We start from the raw sequence: 22,804 nt of genomic DNA on the forward strand, positions 1-22,804 counted from the left end.
ATCTTGTCCTCCGCCTCGCCGGCTATCGCAGCCTGGTGCGCCCCGGTTTCGGCCAGATCGCCCCGCGCTTTGCGACCGAGCAGAACGACGATGACGAGATCGAAGGCGAATTCGGCAATCCGGCGTTGAGGCCTTATGAGGCGTGGAACGCCGATGTCGGGATCGAATACTACTTCTCCGGTAACGGTGCGATCAGCCTGGGTGCGTTCTGGAAGGATGTGTCCAACTACATCGTCAATGTCGAGTATGAGGCCGAGGACACAAACGGCAATGACATGATCGACCCTGACGAGCGGCTCGTCTTCAACGGCGTGGCTTTCAACGAAGCCGTAATCCCGGTCAACGGGGACAGCGCGGAAATCTTCGGGGTGGAATTCGGCTTCGCGATGCAGTGGGACATGCTCCCCGCGCCGTTCGACGGACTGATTACGCAGGCGAACTACACCTGGACCGATGCCAGCGGCGTGGTGCCGGATGGCGGTGTGGACCAGCTTGGCATTATCGGCGATGCGCGCACTATCGCGCTTCCTGCCACCTCGGAGCACACGCTGAACGGCGTGCTCGGCTACGAAAAGGGGCCGATCAGCCTGCGACTGGCGGCGACCTATCGCGACGATTATCTCGATGAACTGGGCGGTTCGCCGGAGGAAGACCGGATGGTGGACAGCCACTTCCAGCTCGATGCCAGCGCCCGCTACCGCATTACGCCGAACATTCAGGTGTTCGTGGAAGCGGTGAACCTCACCGATGCGGAATATTTTGCCTACAACACCGTTGGGGCGCAGCAGAACAACTACCAATACGAAATCTACGGTCGCACCTTCAAGGGCGGCGTGCGGGTGAGCTTCTGATGCGCGGCGCGGCAATTGCGACAGGGGCGCTGCTGCTGGCTGGTTGTGCCACCACGCCGCAGGGGGTACCCCCGGTGGCGGTGACGGCAGTAGCGCAGACCACTCCGGTAGGCGGCGTATTGGGCGAAGATGCAGCCGACGATCCGGCGATCTGGCGTAATGCCGCAGACCCATCGCGGAGCCTGATCGTGGCGACCGACAAGAACAGCGGACTCAACGTCTACGGGCTGGACGGAACTGTGCGCGATTTTGCCGCGGCGGGTGAGGTCAACAACGTCGATCTGGCCGAGGTTTCGGGCCAGGGGGTTATCGTCGTTGCCAGCGATCGCAACGATCTCGTGGTTGCGCATATTCGCGTGTACCGACTCGACACCACTTCGGGTGAATTGACCGAGCTGGGCCTGTTCAGCAGCGGACCAGGCGAGGGCTATGGCCTGTGTATGGGCGTGGTGGACGGGCAGCTGCGATCCTACCTCAACACCAAGCAGGGGCAGATTTATGAACAGGCGATCGAGGTTTCGGGCGCGAGCCTGACGGTTTCACCCCTGCGCACGATGAGCGTGCCCACCCAGCCCGAAGGCTGCGTGGTCGATCCGCGCAATCACGCTCTTTATATTGGGGAGGAGAACGCCGGCATCTGGCGTTTTCCAGCCGATAGCACTGATGGGGAGATGGTTGCGGCCATCGACAACCAGTGGCTGGTCGCCGATGTCGAAGGGCTGGCACTTGCTCCCGACGGTATTGACGGCGGTTATCTGGTCGCCTCCAGCCAAGGCGACAATGCCTTCGCCGTATTCTCGCTACCGGACATGCAGCCGCGCGGTCGCTTTGCCATCGGAGCTGGCGCGGTTGGCTCGGTGGAAGAAACCGACGGGATCGAGCTTGCGCTCGGAAATTTCGGGCCGGACTATCCTGAAGGCCTGTTCGTGGCGCAAGATGGGCAGAACCAGCCGGATACGCAGAACTTCAAGTTGGTAAGCTGGGCGGCAATCCGCGCGGCGCTTGGCCTTTAGCGCGGGGTGACAAGCAGGACAGCTTTGGCGCTATAGTGAGCTTCTGAGAATCGCAGAAGGGACGGACAGCCATGTACGCAGATCGCCGCAAGTTCATCGCCGCCACGGGAGCTGCATTTGGCGGGCTGCTGCTCGGCGGGTGCATGTCGGCACGTATGCCGCTGGCCGCATCGGGAGCGAGCCGCTTCGGGCCGTTGCAGCCCGATCCGGCAGGCGTCCTGGATCTGCCCCAGGGATTTTCGTATCGTGTGCTGTCGCGGCTCGGCGATGTGATGAGCGATGGCGGCACCGTGCCGGACCGGGCGGACGGGATGGGATGTTTCGATATCGGCGGCGGGCGGCTGGCGCTGGTGCGCAATCACGAACTCGCCCCCAACCATGACGGCGGCGGGGCGAGCGGCCCAGCCTATGACACGGTGGCGCGCAGTCTGGTCCCCTTGCCAGGCGGGACGACCACGCTGGTGCTCGACTCCGATACGCTCGATGTGCAGCGCCAGTATCGGAGCCTCGCGGGCACGATACGCAATTGCGCGGGCGGGACCACGCCGTGGAACACCTGGCTCACCTGCGAAGAAAACACTTCGCGCGCGGACGGACGCATCAACAAGGATCACGGCTATGCTTTCGAAGTCCCCGCCGACGCGCCGGGGCAGGTTGATCCGGTGCCGCTGACCGCAATGGGGCGCTTCGTGCGCGAAGCCGCTTGTGTCGATCCGGCAACCGGCATCGTCTACCAGACCGAGGATCGCGGCGATTCACTGCTCTATCGCTTCATTCCCACCCATTCCGGTGAACTCGCGCGCGGGGGCACATTGCAGGCGCTGGTGCTGGAAGGGGTGACCGACACCAGCAACAAGGACAGCGTGGCGATGCGCGTTGGACAGCCCGTGCGCGGGACCTGGGTGACGCTCGACGATCCCGAATCCCCTGAAGACGACCTGCGCCATCGCGGTGCGGCGCTGGGCGCGGCAGTCTTCTCGCGCGGCGAAGGTATCTGGATGGGCGACGGGGAGATGTTCTTCACCGCCACCAGCGGCGGCGCGGCGCAGGAAGGGCAGATCTTCCGACTCCGCCCGAACCTCCACGGCGGCGATATGCTGGACCTGTTTTACGAAAGCCCGGCTAACGCGGAATACAGCTATGGCGACAACCTGTGCGTCGCGCCGTACGGCGATCTGGTGGTCTGCGAAGATCAATATACCGACGGGGCGGTAAACCATCTGCGGGGGATCACTCCGGAGGGCGAAGCCTATCCGCTGGGCCGGGTCCGCCTGCAGACCGAAACGGCGGGCGCGTGCTTCTCGCCGGATGGACGCGTGATGTTTCTCAATATCTATTCGCCGACCATGACGCTGGCGATCACCGGACCGTGGCCTGCTTAGGGGTCATGACGTGACCCTCAGCCCGGCGATCCTGTTCGTCTGCCTCGGCAACATCTGTCGATCGCCGCTGGCGGAGGGGGCGCTAAGGGCGGCCACCGAGGCGGCGGGACTGGATTGGCTTATCGATAGCGCCGGAACGAGTGACTGGCATGTCGGAAGCCCGCCCGACAGCCGCGCCATCGCGACCGCGCTGGCCAATGGCGTGGACATTTCCGGCCAGCGCGCGCGGCAGATCGAGGCAGCGGACTTCACGCGTTTCACGCATATTTTCGCGCTCGATAGCAAGAACTTGGCCGATCTCAAACAGATCGCTCCCGGCATGGCCAGCGCGGAACTGGCGCTGCTGCTCGATATCGTTCCGGCCCGCACCGGTCAGGGCGTGCCCGATCCCTATCATAGCGATACGGACGCGTTCGCCTGGACCTGGCGCCATGTCAGCGAAGCGGCGGATGCCTTGGTGGCCCGGCTCAACTCGTCAGCATCTTGATCGCCGAGACGACCAACATTCCCGACAAGGCATAACGCACCCAGTCCTCGTTGACTTTGCCGCTCACTAGCGAACCCACCACGATGCCCGGAATCGAGCCGAGCAGCAGGCTGGCCAGCAGCCAGCCGTCGAAATTGCCCAGTGCAGCATGGCCGCCCGCCGCCACGAGCGTCAGCGGCACGGCATGCATGATATCGGTGCCGACGATGGTCTTGGTGCCCAGCCGCAGTGGGTAAAGCATCGCCAACATCACCGCCACCAGCGCTCCCGCGCCAACCGATGTCAGCGTCACCAGCGCTCCGATGACGGCAGCGCCGAGCAATGTGAAGATAAGCTGTTTGCCGCGAACGCTGTGCCCCATCCGGCTGCGCAGCAAGGCCAGCGCGGGCCGAATGCGCGGCTTCAGCAGCATCAGGATTGCAGTGAACAGCAAGGCCGCTCCCAGCAGCCGCATCAGCAGTGCGCTTTCCATTCGCCCGCCTTCGAACAGCCACAGCCACACCAGCGTCAGCAGGGCCGCCGGGATGCTCCCTGCGGCCAGTCTTCCAACCAGCTTCCAGTCCACCGAACCGAGCCGGTGGTGGACGCCGCCTCCCACCGCTTTGGTGATCGCGGCGAACCACAGGTCGGTGCCCACGGCCACGGCGGGATTGATACCGAACAGCAGGATCAGGATCGGTGCCATCAGCGATCCCCCGCCCACGCCGGTCAACCCGACGAGGAAGCTCACGAAGGCCCCTGCCAGCGTATACTGGAGATCGATATTGCCCATGCGACAGGCCCGATGGCCCTATGCTCCCCTGTTAGCCCTTCGGCTCAAGCACATTACGCGAAAGGCGTCCATTCCTCATCGGCAGGCAGCGGCGCGAATACCGCGTCGATCATCTCGTCGGTGACAGCCTCGGGTGTGGCGGGATCCCAGCGCGGGGCATTGTCCTTGTCCACCAGCACCGCGCGCACGCCTTCGACGAAATCGGGGCGCAACATCATCCGCGCGGCGACCCGGTACTCCATCGCCATGTTGGCGGCGAAATCGGGCTGCGCGGCGGCGAACTGGCGCAAGGCGACCTTGCTGGTCATCGGGCATTTGGCCGTAACCGCCTTCAGCTCCTTGGCTGCCCACTCGCTGCCATCGGCAGCAAGCGCGGCGATGATCTCTTCAAGCGCGTCGGGCGCGAACAGGCGGTCGATCCGTTCGGCATTGCCCGCCAGACGCGGCGGCAAAAGGTCAGGTTCGCTCAATGTATCAAGCACAGCTGCGGGTTGCTCCCCCGCAACAATTCGCGCCTTGGCGGCGGCAAGGTTTTCGCTCGGCAGGTAATGCGTCGCCAGTCCGGCCCACAGGCATTCGACCCCGTCCAGCCGGGCTCCTGTCAGCGCGAGGAACTTTCCGACCGCCCCCGGCAGGCGCGGCAGATACCAGCCCGCGCCGACATCGGGGAACAGCCCGATCGATCCTTCGGGCATTGCGAACAGGGTGTTCTCGGTCGCCACGCGGAAGCGGCACGGTTGCGAGATGCCCACTCCGCCGCCCATCGTCACGCCATCCATGAAGGCCACGGTCGGTTTGGGATAGGTGAACATCAGGTGGTTGAGACGGTATTCCGCATGAAAGAACGCACGCCCCGCGGCTCCGCCATCCTCCAGCGCGGAGTTGCGCACGAGTTGCACATCGCCCCCGGCGCAAAACCCCCGCCCCTCGGCGTGATCGAGGATCACAGCGTCGATCGCATCGTCGCTCCGCCAAGCCAGCAGCACTTGCGCCATGTCCTCGCACATCCCCTGCGTCAGCGCGTGCAGCGCCTTGGGGCGGTTGAGCGAGATGTGGCCGATGCGACCGTGGGTATGGGTGTGTAGTTCGCTCATTGCCGCAACAGGTCCCGCCCCACGATCATCCGCATCACCTGATTGGTGCCCTCAAGGATCGAATGCACTCGCAGATCGCGCCAGAAGCGTTCGATCGGGTAATCGCGCAAGTAGCCGTAGCCGCCGAACAGTTGCAGCGCATTGTTGACCACATTCGATCCGCTGTCGGTCGCCAGCCGCTTGGCCATGGCGGAAAAGCGCGTCTTGTCTGGCGCGTTGTCGGTCACCTTGGCGGCGGCGAGATAGAGCAGCGCGCGCGCCGCTTCCAGTTCGGTTGCCATGTCGGCGAGCATGAACTGGGTGTTCTGGAAATCGGCAATCGGCTGGTCGAACTGCTGGCGGTCCTTGCAATAGGCCACCGCTTCATCGAGGCACCGCTGCGCCCCGCCCAGCGAGCAGGCGCCGATATTGATCCGCCCGCCATCGAGCCCCGCCATCGCAAAACGGAAACCTTCGCCTTCGGCGCCGACCCGGTTTTCGACCGGCACCAGCGCATCTTCGAAAATCACCTGCGCGGTGGGGCTGGCGTTCCAGCCAAGCTTCTTTTCCGGCGCTCCGAAGCTGACGCCGGGAGTGTCCTTGTCCACCACCAGGCAAGTGATGCCGCGCGACTTGTGCTCGTCGGTGCGCACCATCGTCACATAAACGTCGTTCACCCCGCCGCCGCTGATGAACTGCTTGGTGCCGTTGACCACGTAGTGGTCGCCGTCCAGCCGCGCGCTGGTTTTCAGCGCCGCCGCATCAGAGCCGCTGCCCGGTTCGGTGAGGCAATAGCTGGCGAGCTTTTCCATCCCGATCAGGTCGGGCAGGTACTTGGCCTTCAATGCCTCACCGCCATAAGTGTCGATCATCCACGCGGCCATGTTGTGGATCGAAATAAAGGCGCTGGTCGCTGGGCAACCATAGGCCATCGCTTCCATGATCAGCGCCGCTTCCAGCCTGCCCAGGCCGATGCCACCTGATTCCTCGCTGACATAGATCGCCCCGAAGCCGAGTTCGGCGGTCCGCTTGATCGTGTCGCGGGGGAAGATGTGGTGTTCGTCCCACCCGGCGGCGTGCGGACTGATATGGTCGGCGGTGAAGCGTTGCGCCATTTCCTGGATCGCAAGCTGGTCTTCGTTGAGCTGGAACTGTCCGGTCATTCCCGCGCCATGTCAAAAAGCGGCAGGCCGCGCAACTCTTGCGCGCAAGGCTGGCTATTCGCCGGAGTTGTGGACGTGGGGCGAGGGATTGAAGCCTGCGGCGTCGTCCATCGGTTCGGGAGCGAAGCCTTCGGTGCGGTCGATCAGGTCGTCGGGTGCCGCATCGACCACCGTCTCCTCGCTTTCTTCGCTTCCGGGCGGCAGTGGCGCGAAGGCTACCCTGTCCTCGGCGGGCAATTCGTCAATTGCTTCGTCCTCGAACCCGGCATCGGCACCGGCCGGCCGTTCGATGGTCACTTCAGGCGCAGCTTCCTCATCCAGTCCCAGCGCGGCGTTGCGACTTTCCAGATCATCGTTGCAGGCTGACAGCGCTAGCAAGGCTGGGAGGGCAAGGGTGGGCAACAGAGGGGCAGGCACGCGCAGCGTCACATTCATTGCAGGCTCCCGATTACAGCTTCGGCTTCGATCTCGCATTTCCATTCCGGGTTATAGAGCGCCGATACCGCCACCAGCGTGCCGGTGGGACGGGCATGGCTCACGGCGCGGGTGAAAGCAGCGGTCACCGCGTCGGCATAGGCGATATCGGTTACGAACATCCTGACGCGAACTACATCGCCCGCATGGCCGCCAAGCTGGCCGATGTAGTCAAGGATCTGTTCGAAACAGCGATCCGCCTGCCGCCCGGCATCGGGGCTGACGCTGCCGTCCGCTTCGACGCCGACGCTGCCGGAAACCACGATCCGGTCCCCGACCCGCAGGGCGCGGGTGAAGCCCGCCACATCCTCGAAAGCCGTGAGCGGCGGAATGCGCTGGCGGCCGTCGTTCGGATCGTCAGCCACAGCTGATGCGATCGATCATCATGGCATCGTCGTAGGAAACGGTCAGCCGATCCTCGCGATAGTCCATAGTAACGGCAGTCCGCGGCGGAACCCAGCGCAACTGCCGCGCGCCCGTCATCCGCAACAGCATGGCTCCAGCCTCTGCCGTGGCGCGATGGCCCACGTGGTCCTGCACGCCGCTGGCATCGCACTGGCCCGACGAGGCGGGCATCGGGCCTTCGCCCGGCGCCTCTGTCGTGGCGCAACCGGCCAGTGCCGAACCGGCCAGCGCAGCAAATATCATCGAACGCATTGCTGGTTCTCCTAACCGCATTTCGTATAGCGCCGCGCACCGGGCACGGCATCATCGCCGAATTCTTCGAGGATGAGTGTATTGCCATCGTCTGCCAGCGCAAGTGTCACTTCGCGCGACCAGGCCATCCCCTCGCCTTCATAGGCGAAATTGCCGCGCAGGCTGTCGGTTGTCGAGGCAGCCACTTCTTCGAGCTCTCCAACCGACTCGTAAAACCGCATGGAATTGCCCGATACGGTTAGCAGCCCCTTGTTGGCGGCTTCTTCCGGATCGCAGTCGGCAGGTGTCATCCCCCATCGCCCGGCCATGGCAGCGGGGATCGCCGACTGGGCGACGGGGCTGGTCATCGGTACGTCAGCAGGGGTGGCTTCCGATTGCGCCGGAGGCGGCGGAACGGTCTCCCCGGACCTTTCGGCAGACGAGGAATCGCAAGCAGCCAGCAACAGCGCGGCGCAGGCAAGGGCGGACTGGGTAATTTTCATTCTGAACCTCCGGATAGCCTGTTTCGCCAACGATCAAGCCGCAATCCGGTGCCCGGACAGAATCAACGAAGTGGATTTTCCGCGGCGTGGCTGCTAGGCTCCGGCCAAACATACCGAGAGGACATCATGCCCCTGCACTGCGAACCCATCCTGCCGCAATTCGGCGCTGTCTGCTCCGGTCTCGACCTGACGCAGCCCCTGTCGCCCGCCGAAGTGAAGCAGGTGACCGACGCGATGGACCGCTACGGCGTCACCGTCTGGCGCGATACCGGGCTGGATGACGAAGGCCATGTCGAATTCAGCCGCAATTTCGGCTATCTTGAACGGGTGCCCAAGCGGCCCGACGGGGCGCGGATGCGACTGCCCTATCGCGAGCTGTTCGATGCCTCGAACCTCAATCTGGATGGCGAAATTACCACCGATCCCGCAGCGGTGGAATACCGCAAGGGGGACCGGCTGTGGCACACCGACAGCGCCTTCCTCGAAAAGCGCACCAGCTATTCGCTCCTGCTCGCGCACATTGTCCCGCCCGCCGAGGCCGGGGGCGAGACCTGGTTCGCCGATGCCCGCACCGCCTATGACGACCTGCCGCAGGAAACCAAGGACCTGATCGCCGACAAGGTGGGCATCAATTCGCTCTGGTGGAGCCGCAAGAAGGCGGGAGCCGCAATCGACGAGGCCGACATCTACGAACGCCCGGTGGCGCGTCACCCCATCGTCCACACCCATGCCGGATCGGGCCGCAAGAGCCTGTTCATCGCCGCGCACACGATGGACATCGAAGGGATGGACAAGGCCGAGGGCCGCCAGCTGATCGCCGACCTGATCGCCCACACCACTCAGCCGAAGTATACCTTCCATTGGCAATGGAAGCCGGGTGACATGGTGATCTGGGACAACCTGTGTTCGATGCACAAGGGCGGCGAATACGATTACACCATGCACAAGCGCGACATGCGCCGCACCACAGTGCGCGAAGGCACCGAGCCGCACACGATGGATTCGGGCGACGATCCATACACCGCGCTGTTCGCGCAGAGCCCGCGCGCGGTAGACATCAACGCGGCGCGAGATGCGGGGCGTTAAAGCGTCAGCCTGAAACTCAAAAACGCCCGGTCCTCCCTCTGGAGAACCGGGCGTTTGCTTATCCTTATCGCGCGGAGGCAGCGGCTCCGGCGCGAAGCCGCACTAGACGAGGATCACGCTGAACAGCGAGGTGCTGATCGTGATTGCGGCCAGCGTCGAGAACAGGCGGGTTGCCATGAGGGTCATTTGAAAAGCTCCTGAGAAACCCCGCAGCGGCGGGGCGTGGCGTGCATATGGTGCGATGCAGCATCAAAGACAAATGTCCGTTTTGCGGCATGTGTTGCGTGTTTTGCAACATCGAGATTCACGTTTTGTCAGGGCTGTTGCTCAGGGGCCGCACAACGAAAACGCCCGGCCCTCCGCAGGGAGGACCGGGCGCTTTCATTCAGCAAAATGGCTGGATCAGAAGATCCGGCACGCCGTCGTCGCCGGTGCGGCAAGGTACTTTTCGATTTCGTCGTCCAGCTTGAGCAGGGTGATCGAGCAGCCCGCCATTTCGATGGCCGTGCAATATTCGCCCACGTAATTGCGCGCCACGGTCAGCCCGCGTGCTTCGCACAGCTGTGCGGCCTTGTTGTAGAGCACGTAGAGCTCAGCCGGGGGCGTGCCGCCGAGGCCGTTGACCATCAGCGCCACCCGGTCACCCGAAGCGAAGGGCAGGTCGTCCGCCACCGCATCGAACAGGATCTGGGTGATCTCGTCCGCGCTCTTGATCTTGGTACGCTCGCGCCCCGGCTCGCCATGGATGCCGACGCCGACTTCCATTTCATCGTCGCCAATGTCGAAGATCGTCGTGCCCTTGGCGGGCGGAATGCAGCTGGTGAGCGCGACGCCCATCGTGCGGACATTGGCGTTCACCTTCTCCGCCACGGACTTCACCTGCGCCAGGCTCTGGCCTTCCTCGGCGGCGGCACCGCAGGCCTTCATCACGAAGAAATTGCCCGCCACGCCGCGGCGGCCGACGGTGTAGAGCGAATCCTTCACCGCCACGTCGTCGTTGATGATGAACTGGTCGACCACGATATCCTCGGCCTGCGCCAGTTCGACAGCAGTATCCCAAGCCATCCGGTCGCCCTGGTAATTGTTCACCAGCACCAGCACGCCCGCCGGAGTGGCGAGCGCCTTAATCGTTTCATAGCATGCATCGACCGGCGGCGCAGCGAAGACCGGGCCTTGGCATGCGCCATCGAGCATGCCGGGCCCGACCGCCATCACGTGCGCGGGTTCGTGGCCGGAGCCGGAGCCCTGCACGATCGAGACCTTGTCAGCGCGCGGGGCATCCTTGCGCTTGATCATCTGGAATTCGAGATTGCCTTCGAGCAGGTCCGGGTTGGCGGCGAGCACGCCGGCCATGAACTCGGGCACGAATTGGGCGGGATCGTTGACGAACTTTTTCATTGTGATGGTCCTCTCCAGTAACAGTTGAATCTATGCGACGGCCTTGGCCACCTCGGGGGCAGTGGCGGTCCGGTCCACGCCGAATGCCTTGCACCAGTCGGTCAGGATGGTGGCAATGGCGACGATGCCCGGATCGGGAGTATCGCCGCTGCGCTCGCCCACCTGGCTGGCGCGGCCCCGACGGGCGACGAGGCTGCGGGTGGCATCGACGGCGTTATCGGCGATGTCGGCGCAGTCCTTCAGCAGCGCGGCCGGATCGCTCGTTGCATCGGCTGCCTTCAACCGCTCGCTGACCGGGATCAGTGCATCGAGCAGGGTCTTGTCGCCCAGTTGCGCGCCGCCACGCGCCATGATGCCATCGACCGCATTGCCGATCATCGCCGCCAGTTCTTCGAGCGTCACCTCGGTCTTTCCCTTGGCGATCACGCCTGCTTTCATGAAGCCGGTGCACCAGATCGGGCCGGAGGAACCGCCGATGTGCTTGCTCATCAGCATCGACAGCTTGATCAGCATGGCACCGATATCGGGCTTCTCGATCGCCGGCAGGTCAGCCTTGATGATCCTGAACCCGGTCGCCAGCGAAGTGCCGAAATCGCCGTCTCCCGCCAGCCCGTCGAGATCGGAAAAATAGTGTTCGTTGCGCAGCACCGTGTCGGCGGTGGTGTCGATCGCTTTTTCGATATTGGCTTGCGAAATGGCCATTGGTTGTCTCTCTCCGTGGTCGGTTTCAGCCCGCTGTCGTCAGCGCGGCAAGGTCTGCAAGTGTCACTTCGGGCTCCGGCGCATCGCCCAGTTCGGGCACTACGCGCGCGGCCTCGGTAAAGTCTTCCTCCACCGTATAGGTGCTGGCGGTGATGAGCACGGGATAGCCCGCACCATGCGCCGCGAGCAAGCCGTTGCGGCTGTCCTCGATCACCACACATTCGCGCGGATCGATCCCCAGCGATTGGGTAGCAAGGTGGTAGATCGCCGGATCGGGCTTCTTCTTCGCCACCACGTCGCCCGCGTGGACGAATTCGAACGCCGCCTTGCGCTCCGGCCCGAACAGATCGAGCACCGCGTCGATGAACTTGGGGTTCGACGTGGTGCAAACCCCCAGCCGCACGCCTGCCGCCATCGCTTCGTCAACGATCCGCAGAACGCCGGGGCGCACGGGGAGTTCGCCGACGAGGGCCGAGGTGATCGCGGTCTTTTCCTTGTGCAGCGCGGCGATGAGCTCATCCCGCCCGCCGTGCTGCGCCACCGCGTCTTCCGGCCAGCCGAACTCGTCAAAATAGGCGCGCATCCGTTCCTTGCCGCCAGCGGTGAGGAGCAGCCGACCATAAAGCTCGACACTCCATTCGGCATCGATTCCGAACGCGGCAAAGGCGCGGTTGAAGCCGACCCGGTGCGCATCGCGCTCGGTATCGACCAGCACGCCGTCACAATCGAAGACGATGGCTTTGACCATCAGACGGGCACCTGCTGACTGGCGAAGAACTTCTCGCCCTGCCCGGTGCCGCCGAACTTCTCGATAAAGCCGTGGAACAGGCTCTTGCACGCCTGGTACTGCGCGTCGATCACCCGCAGCGGCTCGTAATCGTTGGGCTTGGCCGCCCGATAGGCGTCCACGCTTTCGATGTAGACGTGCTTGAGGTTGGTCGAAATGTTGATCTTGGCCGCGCCCCGCGCAATCGCCTTGGCGAAGGTCTCGTCCGAAAGCCCGGTGCCGCCGTGCAGCGCCATCGGCGTGCGGGTGAGGCGGTTGATCGCTTCGATCCGGTCGAAGTCGACCACCGGCTCGCCGCGATAGAAGCCGTGCGCGGTGCCCACGGCGCAGGCAAAGGCGCTGAGGTCCAGCGCATCGCAGAACCGTTTGGCATCTTCCGGATCAGTCAGGACGCTGTCGGCCTCGTCCACCACCATGTCGTCTTCCACGCCCATGATCTGGCCCAGTTCGGCTTCCATGCCGACGTTGTACCGCTCGGCAATCTCGCGCACCCGCAGCGACTGGGCGAGGTTTTCCTCGAACGGCAGTTCGCTCGCGTCGATCATGATCGAGGTCCAGCCTTCTCGCGCGCATTGCTCGATCATCGGCAGGTCGTGGCAATGGTCGAGATGCAGCACGACCGGCACCGGCGAGTCCTCCGCCACGGTGCGCACCCAGCTGACGATTTCGCGGTGGCTGTAGTGCAGGATGGTTTTCGAAGAGGTTTGGCAGATCACCGGCGCGCCCAGTTCCTCCGCAGCCTTCACCATCGCCTTGGTGGTGGAATAGTCGACCAGGTTGAACGCGGCGACCGCGTAACCATTGTCCATTGCGTGCCGCAGCAGCGGCTTCATGTTGACGAGTGGCATTTCGTGCTCCCTACGATAGCCGTGACAGGCCGCCCACAATGATTGTGTCCGGCTTTTCGAATCGCAGCCATAGCGAGAGATACGGCGGCAAACCACCCGCTATCGGCGCGATTTTTCGCATCGAGATTGAAAATGTCCGAAAACAGGATGGCTCCTATAGGCTACAGGCTGCTCAACAACAGCCCGCCCGCAGCCGAGACTGCGAGCACTGCCAGTATCGACCATTTCGCACGGAAAATCAGTACGCAGGCAATCATAGCGAGCAGCGCAGCGCGCCAATCAAACGTCGACCAATCGGGTGTGTAGAGTCGGAATGGACCGACGCGGGTCTCCCCCATCACTGCGAAGATGACATGCAGGAAGAACCATGCCGTGAGGTTGGCAATGACCCCCACCACCGATGCGGTGATCGCCGCCAGCGCGCCTTTCAGCCGCACCGCATTGCCCAGCCGGTCGATCCACGGGGCCATGGCGAAAATCCACAGGAAGCACGGCGCAAAGGTGACCCAGGTGGTCAGCCCCGCTCCCAGCAATCCGGCCACTAACGGCGTGAACGGATCAGGCGCGCGGTAGGCCGCCAGATAGCCGACGAACTGCGTCACCAGGATCAGCGGCCCCGGCGTGGTTTCCGCCAGCCCCAGCCCATCGGCCATTTCCCCGGCTTCCAGCCATCCGAACCCCTGCACGGCTTCCTGCGCCATATAGGCGAGCACGGCGTAGGCGCCGCCGAACGTCACCACCGCCATTTGCGAGAAGAAGCTGCCGATGTCCCACAGCACATGGTCGCGCCCGAGGGTGGCGGCGACCAATACCATCGGGATGGCCCAGATCACCCCCCACACCGCGATGGCGATAGCAGTGGATCGCCACGGTCGGGTTGAGTCTCCTTCGACGGGCCCGGCAGCTTTCAGCGCCAGCCATTCCGGCTTGGCCCGCGCGGCAATCATTCCCAGCACGCCCGCGCCCAGAATGATCGCCGGAAACGGCAGGTTGAACAGGAACAGCGCCACGAAGGCACCCAGCGCTACCGCCTGTTTGAAGCGCGTATCCAGCGCCCGCCCCGCAATCCGGATCAGCGCCTGCAACACGATCGCCAGCACCGCTGCCTTCACCCCAAGAAACAGCGCCGCGAACCGGCCAAGATTGGCCGCCACCGCGTAGAGTAGCGACAGGATGAGGATGATGAGCGCACCGGGAATGACGAACAGCAATCCCGCCGCGATGCCCCCTTTCCACCCGTGCAGCCGCCAGCCCGCCCAGGTCGCCAGTTGCTGCGCTTCGGGGCCGGGCAGCAGGTGGCAGAAATTGAGCGCGTGGAGATAGTCCTCCTCCCGCACCCAGCGCCGTTCCTCCACCAGTTCGCGGTGCATCAGCGCGATCTGCCCGGCGGGGCCGCCAAAGCTCAGCAATCCGATGCGCAAGAATGCGCGCAGGAGTTGAGGAAAAGAGGGAGTGGTGACATCATTCGCCATGCATACCTCGCAAAAGTCCGGTCCCCTTGCAGCGACAACGAGGCAACACTTGAGCCGAATAGGCTGACCGGGAGGCTGCTCAACCCCGGTGGCTCGCGATTGACGGCGGCTTTCGCGCTTGGCCAACACTGATCATGTGTTGACCAGACACGACCTCTCGTGGCAAGCGGCCCAGCACCGCAAGGGGCACGCGGGTGTAGCTCAATGGTAGAGCAGCAGCTTCCCAAGCTCAGCACAACTGCACAATTCCTGGCTTTCTCGTGTAAAAACCGCCCGGATTGCATCACAGAGTTTCAATAACATAGGAATGGAGTGTAAAAAATTTTGGCTGCCGATGATTGTCTAACAGGGTGGCCGAGATTCACCTCAAAGATGATCCTCGTCGCCGCGTTCCGGATCCTAAACGCCTAGGTTTTCAGCGACCCCCATCTACCATTCCGGTGACAAGGGGATCGGCCTAATTACAGCATGATGAGCCGAGAACTGATTTGTAATTGTACAAATCGAGGCTAGCTTCGTGCCCTTAGAGCAGTTAGCATCGGCCAGTTACAGGCTGCAAGGTCGGGTGAGCGCGACCTAAATGCTCATGAACGGACCTAGCTATGGCGGTCGCGAGGTCGACTGGAACGGCATTACCTAGCTGCCTCATAGTTTCAGTCCACGAACCGTGAAACACGAAATCATCGGGAAATGTCTGCAGTCTAGCACTTTCGCGGATGGTGAAATAACGCACCGTTCCATCGGAACGACGTAACATATTCTCGCCACCTGGAACTCCGTGCACTCCGGCCTTCAATGTCTTTGCCGGCTCGTCAAGCGTGCTACCGGTGTGGCCGGGATAGGACCGAGCACCAGGCTGGAATCGATGATCTGCATGGTCAAGATTGATATTACCCAGCTCGGGTTCGCCCAGCCCAACGAATGCGTCACGCGCCGTACGCCAGGGACGCGCGTCGGGATTGGAGCTAAGCCGCTCCGCTGCAATTTTCGCCTTCGGATTTTCGGGGCGGTGACGCTTCGCAATTCGATGCGCGTGCCAATAGTCACCCGAGCGATATTGCGACCATAGGAGTGCGTCGCGTGAAAAGGTTTCGCGGGGGAACGACCACTCGACCCCGATGTCTGAGCGGAAACCGACGAAGAAGACACGCTCTCGCTTCTGCGGGACCCCGAAGTTGGCCGCATTCAAAACCTTCGGAGGGAGTACCCGATAGGCAAGATCGGCCGAACCGTTCGATGTATGATGCTGCTCAAGGCGGGCGCGGTGGTCGAGCCACTTCTCGCCGTCGCGTAGCGCGATCATAGGATAAGAAAGCTGAAGATAGATGTATGAAAAGTAGATCGAAAAAGTCTCGCGGGTTAGCCCCTTAACGTTTTCAAAAATGAAGGCGCGCGGCTTGGTTTCGCGAACTACGCGCACCGCTTCGCTCCACATATCTCGATGATCGTGTTGGGCACGATGACGTCCGCCCATTGAGAACGGTTGGCACGGCGGGCCGCCGGCCACAAGATCGACTTTTTCCTCGAGATGGGTGAATGAAAACGCTCGCACATCACCTTCCCGTGGGGTCGGCCAGTTTTTGACCCACTCGGCGCCCCGCGCTCGATTCTCCCGGATCGTGTCACAACACCAACGGTCCCATTCGACAATGTCGACTGGGAGAAATCCAGCCCGACTGATGCCAAGACCCAGTCCACCGGCGCCTGAAAAAAGTTCGATCGCCTTCATTCCTGTCCCTCGAGAAATCTCCGCAACCCGCACTTTTGCAGTCACCCTTTTTCGAAACTCAAATTGCCATACAAGCGGGTCTCCCCAGCCCATAACTACAAAGCAGGCTGAACGACCGTTTCACTTGCTCAGCCCATGCGATTACGGCCGCAAGCCAATTGGTCCAAAACCAAACCAAAATCTACTGAAGCGGTTTGATGCGTCCAGTGTCCTCTCAGCACTGGGGAGGTTAATCGGACCTGTCATCATCAAATCTCTTATCGCCATAAGAAGCCAAAGCGGCTAGTTCAGACTATGCCCGCCCTTCAAAATCGATCTCACGCCGTAATGGCTCAGCGACATGAGGCCGCTGACAGCGTCGATGATTTTCCAACGCCACCTTGGGCAACCCGCGCGCTTTTAGAGCATGTGATCGGTCGAGAAAATGTCATCGGGCAAACCTGCTTCGAGCCAGCGTGCGGCCGGGGATATATGGCTGAACCGCTCAGATCGTATTTTGCGAGGGTCCTCGCCAGCGACATTGTGGACTATCATTATGGCGATGTTGGGGATTTCCTCAGTGCCAGGTTACCCAACGGTGTGGATTGGGTTATCACCAACCCCCCATTCCGCTTGGCCGAGGCCTTCTTCCACCGAGCAATTGGTTTCGCGAATGTTGGTGTTGCCCTTCTTGTGCGCACCGTGTTTCTTGAGGGTATTGGACGCCTTGAGCGGGTGTTCTCCAAGAACCCTCCATCCTTGGTAGCACAATTCTCCGAGCGTGTGCCAATGGTACGCGGCAGATTGGATCCCAAGGCATCGACTGCCACTGGATACGCCTGGGTGGTATGGAACAAGCCGCCTGGTAGAGAAACGCGCCTAATTTGGATTCCACCCTGTCGAAAGCTGCTCGAATTAGACACGGACTATGTACCCGCAATCGCCAGCGTGTGAAATCGAGCCGTTGAGGCTGCAGACCAACAATATGAACATGGTAGCGTTTTCGAGAACAGCGATCAAATAGGTGCGTCACCTTCGATCAAGGCGTACAGACCCTCGCGGAATTGGTCGTTTAATGACTCAATAGCGTTGCGGACTGGGAAGTGAAAATGATCATCCAATTCTTCGGCGATTAGCGAGAATGGTTCCGGAATCGACCGAAGACCATAATAGAATATGATTTGCGCTTCTGCTCGATCGACGTCGAACCCCATAGATCGTCCGTACCCAGCCAGATGCATTTGAACGCGCAGCAATTCGTTTAAGATTATGCGCTTCTTTCCAGCGTCATAAGCGCCGTTGCCGCGCTTCACATTGTAAGATCGCAGGGTTTGGGCGGCAGCGTCATAAACGATCAAATCGACCGGAATCACCTGTTCCATCTCGCCATAAGGGAGCAGAACTTCGCGATACGCAGTAGGTGGCATACCCAATAGCAATTCCTCGCGGGAGGCCATCGCGAGCTTGAACGCATCTTCGGTCCACACCTGGAATCGATCGCAGTCCTTTAGACGTTCAAGCAATGCACGACCCAATAATTGGCCATGTCGCTTATAGGCGGAGCTAATGATGCTTGTAGCGCGAGAGTATTTATCTCCACCAATGGGATCTGTCCGGAAACTTGTGTCAGCGAGCTTCGCCAAGGTTGCCGACAGCATCGGCGCCATGCGCATCAAAAATGTCTCAATTTCCGCTGGATGCCGATCCATCATCGTCGCATAGAATGCTACCATAAACTATCGATGTACAAGAGCGTATCAAAGAAATTTTACAAGGAAACAAAATGGCCCACAACGAAATGGCGCAGGGCGAGCTGCGGGAGTTCGATCTGGCACCATCTCCACGCGTTCTTCCCATGCTGGGTGAGATCAATCTCGACCAGTGGCGCTGCGTGGGTGAATTAGTCGATAACTCCATCGACGGCTTTTTGCACGCCAAGCGGTGCGGCCAGGCGGTCGATGACCCAGTGGTACAGATCACGCTGCCCGAAGCGGATCGTGATGACGCAGTCCTCCAGATCGTCGACAACGGTCCGGGAATGACCATAGAAAACCTTGAGCGGGCCGTCAAAGCAGGTTGGTCGGGGAACAATCCAACGGACAATCTCGGCCTTTTCGGGATGGGCTTCAACATTGCAACCGCACGATTGGGCCTCACAACTGAGGTTTGGACCACACAGGCTGGAGACCCCGACTGGCATGGCTTAGAAATTGATTTCGATCGTCTCCAAAGACAGGGGAATTTTCGTACTCCGGTGCTGACTGCACCTAAGCCCGATGTTGCATCACACGGAACGAAGATAATCATAAGACGGCTCAAGCCAGCTCAACGGCAATGGCTCGCCAAGGCCGCAAACCAAGGGCAAGTTCGGAAACGCCTGTCGCAAGCTTATGCGGCCATGCTGCGATCCAACGGTCATCCGATTGAATTCAAACTCTATCTAAATAATCGCGTGATCCATTCACGTCCATTCTGCGTTTGGGGTGAAACACGCTCAGTTGAGCTGCCGGATTTTGGTGAAGTACTCGCAGTACAATCGTTTAACTTTCCCCTCGGAGATCGGCACCACTGCTTATCTTGCATGAACTGGGTCGCGTTGCCTTCAAATGCGCCGGAGACCTGCCCAGTGTGCGATGGCGTGGGCACGCTCCAGCGTCGCACTCGTCGTGTGCACGGCTGGATCGGCTTGCAGAGATACGCCGACACGGTGGACTTTGGGCTCGATTTCATCCGGAACGGGCGAAAAATCGAGATAAGCAGTAAGGACCTATATATTTGGCGCGGTGAGAACGGAGACGAACCGGAATATCCCATTGACGACCCAAGCCGACGTGGCCGATTCGTTGGTGAGATCCACATCGATCACTGTCGGGTGAACTTCGCCAAAGAGCGCTTTGATCGTTCCGATCCAGCGTGGGAAGAGATGGTCAAGCTTATCCGGGGCGAAGGACCGCTACGGCCGGAGAAGGCTCGCGAGCTTGGTTACACCGGCAATGCCAGCCCGCTTTTCAAACTTTACAAGGCCTTTCGGCGTATGCGGCCACATAGCAGCGTCGCGGGGGGATGGCGGCGACTGCTAGTGGTTCCCGACAATGGCATCGCGAAGGAATTTGCGCAAAAATTCTATGACGGGCATCCCGACTATCAAGAGGACGCGCAGTGGTGGCGGCTTATAGAGGAGGCCGAACGCAGGTCCCTGACTACACCTGAAACTCCACCCGAGCACGGCGGCGAGGATGAGGGGTTACCGGACGGGTTGCTCGATGGGCCAACTGCCCTACCGCCGACGGATGGTATACCCAGCGCTCCGACGGCGCCGCCACCGGATCTTCGCGCGCAGCGCCGCGAGGCACCCAGTCTTTCAAGAAATTATGTCTACGCACCGGCAGGTCAGACTTTTGCAGTGCGCGCCTTCGAATGTGTTGCTGGTGACCCCGACATCGATAGTGAAGCCGCTTGGAATCTGATAATGGGCGACCTTCCGACTCGCACCTATTTCTTTTTATATAAGCCCCGCGCCGATGTGTTCCGGTCAATCACGCTTGAGCCTCTTGACGCGTTGCTTATTGAGCTTTCTGGGCTAACGAGCGAGTACTTACGCACCACAAAAATCGCTCCGTCACTTGCGACAATTCTAGGTAATTTTCGGGAAGAATATGCACGCACGGCCAGCCTAGATGCGCGAGTCATCGGTCTGGATGCAGCCGACGCACTGATTACGTTGGCTCACGCAATCGTCAAGAACACGCCATCCGGAGAAGCAGGCAAGTTATTTGATGCTCTCACGGCCGATCAGCGCGCCGAGGTGATGCGAGTCATGGCGCGCAAGGGTGTTGCGCCGGCCGCCCCAATCGCCGACGGGACGTTTCTCACGTCGGTGCCTCTTGCAGTATTGGGTCAAATTGTTGAGGCCTTCCCTGAATTGGTTTTCGACGGTGCGTTCTGGGACACGCCATATGCATCGCTCGACTACAATGACGCCCAACTCACCGAACGCGCCAAGCAACGCGTCGTCGATCGCGCACGCTCATTGATTTCCGACGCTTCATGGTTAGTGGAGGCCGACAGCGCGATTTTGTACAACATCCGCAAGGAAGAGCTTGTGCGAGGTCTGATGTCGATCAGCCTGCTCCGCCCTGACAGTGAGATGCTGTGAAGCGGCCGTTCCTCGATGAACGACGGCTCCTTGATGGACCTTGGCAGGCCTTCGAGCGTGACGTGGCCCGCGCTTTCATGTTCGCTGGTTTTGATGACGTGCGCATCGTCGGCGGGTCAGGCGACATGGGTGCCGATGTTGTCGGAGTGAAAAAAGGTCAGGTCTGGGTGGTGCAATGCAAATACACAAGCACGTCTGCCCCTCCGAAGTCGGCCGTCGAGGAAGTGATCAACGCGGGTCGCTTTTATGAGGCACATCGCATGGCGCTTGCCACAAGTCGCGCGCCCGGCAAGGCTCTAACTGACGAGATCGCTCGCGTGAAGAAGCTCGGTTTCACCATCGATCTCCTAAGTCCTAATCAGTTGCTTCAACTCATGGTGGGAATTCCTGATTTCCCACCGGCCCGTCGGGCACTTCGCGACTACCAGAGAGACGCATGCGAGCGACTGTTCGACGCTCTTGAAGAGACCGGCCGCGGTCAGCTCGTGCTAGCGACCGGTTTGGGCAAGACCGTGGTAATGGCGGAGGTAGCTTCGAGGCTCTTTGAGGCCGGGACGCTCCCAAACAATCGCATTCTCGTGCTCGCCGATAAGCGCGAACTCGTGCGGCAGCTTCAAATTGGTTTTTGGGCGCAGCTTCCGAAAACTGTAAGCACCCACCTTCTGGCTCCGGATGAAGAGCCGATCCACTGGGAGGGGATCACATTTGCGACCGTGCAGACCGTCTATAGCAGAATGGGTAAGCTTCCAGAATTTGATGCAGTTTTCGTCGATGAGGCCCACCACATAGGATCACGCACCTATCAGGAGGTCATAGCAACGCTCGCACCGAAACGGATTGCTGGGGTCACCGCGACGCCTTGGAGGGGTGACGAGTTCGATATCGACACCTCTCTTGGTCAACCGCTTGTCCGCATGGGGATCGCCGATGGCCTACGGCTCGATTATTTGAGCGAGGTGGATTACAGATTGCTCGCAGATAACATCGACTGGGAGCTGGTCCAAGGCGTGTCAACCTATGGGTATACGATGTCCGAGCTGAATCGGCGTCTAATTATCCCCACGCGCGACGAAGAGGCCGCCCGAATTTTCTCTGAGGTTTTCAGGACCGAAGGGCGAAAGTCAGCCTTAGTCTTTTCACCAAGTGTCGAACACGCCGAGCGATTCACCGCGCAGCTACGACTTTTTGGCTTTCGAGCTGAGGCGATGTTCGGCGCATCCCCTGCTCGGGAACGGGACAAGCTCATGACCCTGTTTAAGCGAGGCGCAATCGACGTGCTCTGTACAGTCGACCTTTTCAATGAAGGTGTCGATGTGCCTGATGTTGATTTGATTGCTTTCATGCGAGCGACCCATAGTCGCCGCATTTTTGTCCAGCAGCTCGGCAGAGGTTTGCGGGTTAAGCCTGGCAAGGACAAGGTGGTGGTACTCGACTTCGTGACTGATCTCAGGCGGGTCGCCGAAGTGTCGGAACTTGAACGCATGGCGGGGCGTAACGCGCCCACTGAGACCCTGCCACTCGGTAGCCATCTCATCCAGTTCACCGACGAATCTGCGGGATCGTACCTTATGGAATGGGTGAAAGATCAAGCTTCCCTTATGTTGCGGGAAGGTGACCCTACGTTGGACATCCCTAAGTATGAGTTCCCTAACACGCTGCCGCATGGGAGTGCCAATTGAGAATTCCGTCCGAGATCAGGTCAGCGATCAAAGAGCGCCTGTGGGAAGAGGCCGATCAGCTCAATTGGGAATCTTTGGGGCCAGCTGATAAAGCACGCCACTACAAGCAATGGACCGATAGCGACATCGGTCGCACTCTTGCTGCCCACATGGATGCACGAGCTGTTCGTGTGTACATCAAGGACACGTTACTCAAGGGTTACGGCCGCGAGAAGCTAAATGCACACGAGGCCTTAGTATTGCGGGTGCTCAATAAGCAAAGGTCCGAAATCGCAGAGAATTTCATTAAGCCTCATGGTTTTCGTTTCGTCGACAATGCTTTCACAGTGTGGGGACGAGCGGACGACTGGAAGTCTTTGTTGGGCGCGTTGTTTGAACGGTCCTACGGCCTGCGGGATGTGGATCAGAGCGTCCTTTTGTTTCTCGCTGCGCCCCGTTATGTGACCCCGTCTTCTCGCGAGATAGTCGATGCAGCTGCACGTCGGTTAGGTGTGACAAAATGCGTCTGGTTCGACTAGCCAGTTGAAGCGGTCTCCACACAAAGGTGAAAGATGGATGAGTTGGCTCGTCGGGTCCGCCAATAAAGCTAGTCAGCGATCGTGCGCACTTTCGAG

The 22,804-nt window shown here is 60.8% G+C and carries 22 protein-coding genes (1 of these 22 running past the window's edge); 8 read left to right on the forward strand and 14 right to left on the reverse strand.

The features are described from left to right. The 4 genes from JY451_09130 to JY451_09145 all read left to right on the forward strand — a co-directional run. Positions 1-851 carry the 3' portion of a TonB-dependent receptor gene (locus tag JY451_09130; GenBank protein QZH76662.1) on the forward strand. It extends 1,990 nt beyond the left edge of the window, so the window shows 851 of its 2,841 coding nt (coding positions 1,991-2,841); its start codon lies beyond the left edge, outside the window; its stop codon occupies positions 849-851. Continuing rightward, on the forward strand, positions 851-1,864 hold the full coding sequence (locus JY451_09135; protein QZH73928.1) for a phytase: 1,014 nt from the start codon (positions 851-853) through the stop codon (positions 1,862-1,864). Before JY451_09130 ends, JY451_09135 begins: the two co-directional genes overlap by 1 nt. A gap of 71 nt (positions 1,865-1,935) precedes the next feature. After that, positions 1,936-3,246 (forward strand): DUF839 domain-containing protein, encoded by a 1,311-nt coding sequence (locus JY451_09140; protein ID QZH73929.1) that lies wholly within the window; start codon positions 1,936-1,938, stop codon positions 3,244-3,246. A gap of 10 nt (positions 3,247-3,256) precedes the next feature. Continuing rightward, on the forward strand, positions 3,257-3,733 hold the full coding sequence (locus tag JY451_09145; GenBank protein QZH73930.1) for a low molecular weight phosphotyrosine protein phosphatase: 477 nt from the start codon (positions 3,257-3,259) through the stop codon (positions 3,731-3,733). Here the strand turns inward: JY451_09145 and JY451_09150 are convergent. The 7 genes from JY451_09150 to JY451_09180 are packed head-to-tail and all read right to left on the reverse strand — an operon-like array spanning position 3,714 to position 8,354. Beyond that, positions 3,714-4,505 (reverse strand): sulfite exporter TauE/SafE family protein, encoded by a 792-nt coding sequence (locus JY451_09150; protein QZH73931.1) that lies wholly within the window; start codon positions 4,503-4,505, stop codon positions 3,714-3,716. The genes JY451_09145 and JY451_09150 overlap by 20 nt on opposite strands. Before the next feature lie 53 nt (positions 4,506-4,558). Beyond that, positions 4,559-5,599: an enoyl-CoA hydratase/isomerase family protein gene (locus JY451_09155; GenBank protein QZH73932.1), complete on the reverse strand. Its 1,041-nt coding sequence runs from the start codon at positions 5,597-5,599 to the stop codon at positions 4,559-4,561. Next, on the reverse strand, positions 5,596-6,741 hold the full coding sequence (locus tag JY451_09160) for an acyl-CoA dehydrogenase family protein (protein ID QZH73933.1): 1,146 nt from the start codon (positions 6,739-6,741) through the stop codon (positions 5,596-5,598). The genes JY451_09155 and JY451_09160 overlap by 4 nt, the downstream gene beginning before the upstream one ends. A 54-nt stretch (positions 6,742-6,795) precedes the next feature. Next, the gene (locus tag JY451_09165; GenBank protein QZH73934.1) at positions 6,796-7,119 is read right to left on the reverse strand and encodes a hypothetical protein; all 324 of its coding nucleotides are present in this window, start codon (positions 7,117-7,119) and stop codon (positions 6,796-6,798) included. Positions 7,120-7,172: 53 nt separating this feature from the next. Next, positions 7,173-7,547 carry a RidA family protein gene (locus tag JY451_09170; protein ID QZH76663.1) on the reverse strand — a complete coding sequence of 125 codons (375 nt, stop codon included), beginning with the start codon at positions 7,545-7,547 and terminating at the stop codon, positions 7,173-7,175. 25 nt (positions 7,548-7,572) lie between these two features. Beyond that, the gene (locus JY451_09175) at positions 7,573-7,872 is read right to left on the reverse strand and encodes a hypothetical protein (GenBank protein ID QZH73935.1); all 300 of its coding nucleotides are present in this window, start codon (positions 7,870-7,872) and stop codon (positions 7,573-7,575) included. Between the two features lie 11 nt (positions 7,873-7,883). Continuing rightward, on the reverse strand, positions 7,884-8,354 hold the full coding sequence (locus JY451_09180; GenBank protein ID QZH73936.1) for a hypothetical protein: 471 nt from the start codon (positions 8,352-8,354) through the stop codon (positions 7,884-7,886). Positions 8,355-8,480: 126 nt separating this feature from the next. Between JY451_09180 and JY451_09185 the strand changes: the two genes are divergently transcribed. After that, a complete protein-coding gene (locus JY451_09185) occupies positions 8,481-9,440 on the forward strand; it encodes a TauD/TfdA family dioxygenase (GenBank protein QZH73937.1) in 960 nt (319 codons plus the stop codon). 402 nt (positions 9,441-9,842) lie between these two features. On the opposite strand, the gene dhaK is transcribed toward JY451_09185, so the two are convergent. From dhaK to JY451_09220, 7 genes are all read right to left on the reverse strand, one after another. Further along, positions 9,843-10,838, reverse strand: a complete 996-nt coding sequence (dhaK, locus tag JY451_09190) for a dihydroxyacetone kinase subunit DhaK (GenBank protein ID QZH73938.1) — start codon at positions 10,836-10,838, stop codon at positions 9,843-9,845. A gap of 30 nt (positions 10,839-10,868) precedes the next feature. Beyond that, positions 10,869-11,540: a dihydroxyacetone kinase subunit L gene (dhaL, locus tag JY451_09195; protein ID QZH73939.1), complete on the reverse strand. Its 672-nt coding sequence runs from the start codon at positions 11,538-11,540 to the stop codon at positions 10,869-10,871. 25 nt (positions 11,541-11,565) lie between these two features. Next, positions 11,566-12,288 carry an HAD-IA family hydrolase gene (locus JY451_09200; protein QZH73940.1) on the reverse strand — a complete coding sequence of 241 codons (723 nt, stop codon included), beginning with the start codon at positions 12,286-12,288 and terminating at the stop codon, positions 11,566-11,568. After that, positions 12,288-13,175 carry a class II fructose-bisphosphate aldolase gene (locus tag JY451_09205; protein ID QZH73941.1) on the reverse strand — a complete coding sequence of 296 codons (888 nt, stop codon included), beginning with the start codon at positions 13,173-13,175 and terminating at the stop codon, positions 12,288-12,290. The genes JY451_09200 and JY451_09205 overlap by 1 nt, the downstream gene beginning before the upstream one ends. 161 nt (positions 13,176-13,336) lie before the next feature. Further along, a complete protein-coding gene (chrA, locus tag JY451_09210) occupies positions 13,337-14,647 on the reverse strand; it encodes a chromate efflux transporter (protein QZH73942.1) in 1,311 nt (436 codons plus the stop codon). Positions 14,648-15,179: 532 nt separating this feature from the next. Further along, positions 15,180-16,376 carry a DNA cytosine methyltransferase gene (locus JY451_09215; GenBank protein ID QZH73943.1) on the reverse strand — a complete coding sequence of 399 codons (1,197 nt, stop codon included), beginning with the start codon at positions 16,374-16,376 and terminating at the stop codon, positions 15,180-15,182. A gap of 995 nt (positions 16,377-17,371) precedes the next feature. Beyond that, positions 17,372-18,088, reverse strand: a complete 717-nt coding sequence (locus tag JY451_09220; GenBank protein QZH73944.1) for a hypothetical protein — start codon at positions 18,086-18,088, stop codon at positions 17,372-17,374. A 50-nt stretch (positions 18,089-18,138) separates the two neighbouring features. Here JY451_09220 and JY451_09225 point away from each other — a divergent pair, with 50 nt between their 5' ends. The 3 genes from JY451_09225 to JY451_09235 are packed head-to-tail and all read left to right on the forward strand — an operon-like array spanning position 18,139 to position 22,708. Further along, the gene (locus JY451_09225) at positions 18,139-20,511 is read left to right on the forward strand and encodes an ATP-binding protein (protein ID QZH73945.1); all 2,373 of its coding nucleotides are present in this window, start codon (positions 18,139-18,141) and stop codon (positions 20,509-20,511) included. Continuing rightward, positions 20,508-22,190: a DEAD/DEAH box helicase family protein gene (locus tag JY451_09230; GenBank protein QZH73946.1), complete on the forward strand. Its 1,683-nt coding sequence runs from the start codon at positions 20,508-20,510 to the stop codon at positions 22,188-22,190. Before JY451_09225 ends, JY451_09230 begins: the two co-directional genes overlap by 4 nt. Then, positions 22,187-22,708 carry a hypothetical protein gene (locus JY451_09235; GenBank protein ID QZH73947.1) on the forward strand — a complete coding sequence of 174 codons (522 nt, stop codon included), beginning with the start codon at positions 22,187-22,189 and terminating at the stop codon, positions 22,706-22,708. Before JY451_09230 ends, JY451_09235 begins: the two co-directional genes overlap by 4 nt. Positions 22,709-22,804 lie beyond the last annotated feature (96 nt).

It is taken from the genome of Erythrobacter sp. (genome assembly GCA_019739335.1).
In the GTDB taxonomy this organism is placed as follows: Bacteria; Pseudomonadota; Alphaproteobacteria; order Sphingomonadales; family Sphingomonadaceae; genus Alteraurantiacibacter.

Coding starts and splice junctions, on each gene's coding strand:
- JY451_09135 (QZH73928.1), top strand. CDS start 851: ATGCGCGGCGCGGCAATTGCGACAGGGGCGCTGCTGCTGGCTGGTTGT.
- JY451_09140 (QZH73929.1), top strand. CDS start 1,936: ATGTACGCAGATCGCCGCAAGTTCATCGCCGCCACGGGAGCTGCATTT.
- JY451_09150 (QZH73931.1), bottom strand. CDS start 4,505: ATGGGCAATATCGATCTCCAGTATACGCTGGCAGGGGCCTTCGTGAGC.
- JY451_09155 (QZH73932.1), bottom strand. CDS start 5,599: ATGAGCGAACTACACACCCATACCCACGGTCGCATCGGCCACATCTCG.
- JY451_09160 (QZH73933.1), bottom strand. CDS start 6,741: ATGACCGGACAGTTCCAGCTCAACGAAGACCAGCTTGCGATCCAGGAA.
- JY451_09175 (QZH73935.1), bottom strand. CDS start 7,872: ATGCGTTCGATGATATTTGCTGCGCTGGCCGGTTCGGCACTGGCCGGT.
- JY451_09180 (QZH73936.1), bottom strand. CDS start 8,354: ATGAAAATTACCCAGTCCGCCCTTGCCTGCGCCGCGCTGTTGCTGGCT.
- JY451_09185 (QZH73937.1), top strand. CDS start 8,481: ATGCCCCTGCACTGCGAACCCATCCTGCCGCAATTCGGCGCTGTCTGC.
- dhaK (QZH73938.1), bottom strand. CDS start 10,838: ATGAAAAAGTTCGTCAACGATCCCGCCCAATTCGTGCCCGAGTTCATG.
- dhaL (QZH73939.1), bottom strand. CDS start 11,540: ATGGCCATTTCGCAAGCCAATATCGAAAAAGCGATCGACACCACCGCC.
- JY451_09200 (QZH73940.1), bottom strand. CDS start 12,288: ATGGTCAAAGCCATCGTCTTCGATTGTGACGGCGTGCTGGTCGATACC.
- JY451_09205 (QZH73941.1), bottom strand. CDS start 13,175: ATGCCACTCGTCAACATGAAGCCGCTGCTGCGGCACGCAATGGACAAT.
- chrA (QZH73942.1), bottom strand. CDS start 14,647: ATGGCGAATGATGTCACCACTCCCTCTTTTCCTCAACTCCTGCGCGCA.
- JY451_09215 (QZH73943.1), bottom strand. CDS start 16,376: ATGAAGGCGATCGAACTTTTTTCAGGCGCCGGTGGACTGGGTCTTGGC.
- JY451_09220 (QZH73944.1), bottom strand. CDS start 18,088: ATGGTAGCATTCTATGCGACGATGATGGATCGGCATCCAGCGGAAATT.
- JY451_09225 (QZH73945.1), top strand. CDS start 18,139: ATGGCCCACAACGAAATGGCGCAGGGCGAGCTGCGGGAGTTCGATCTG.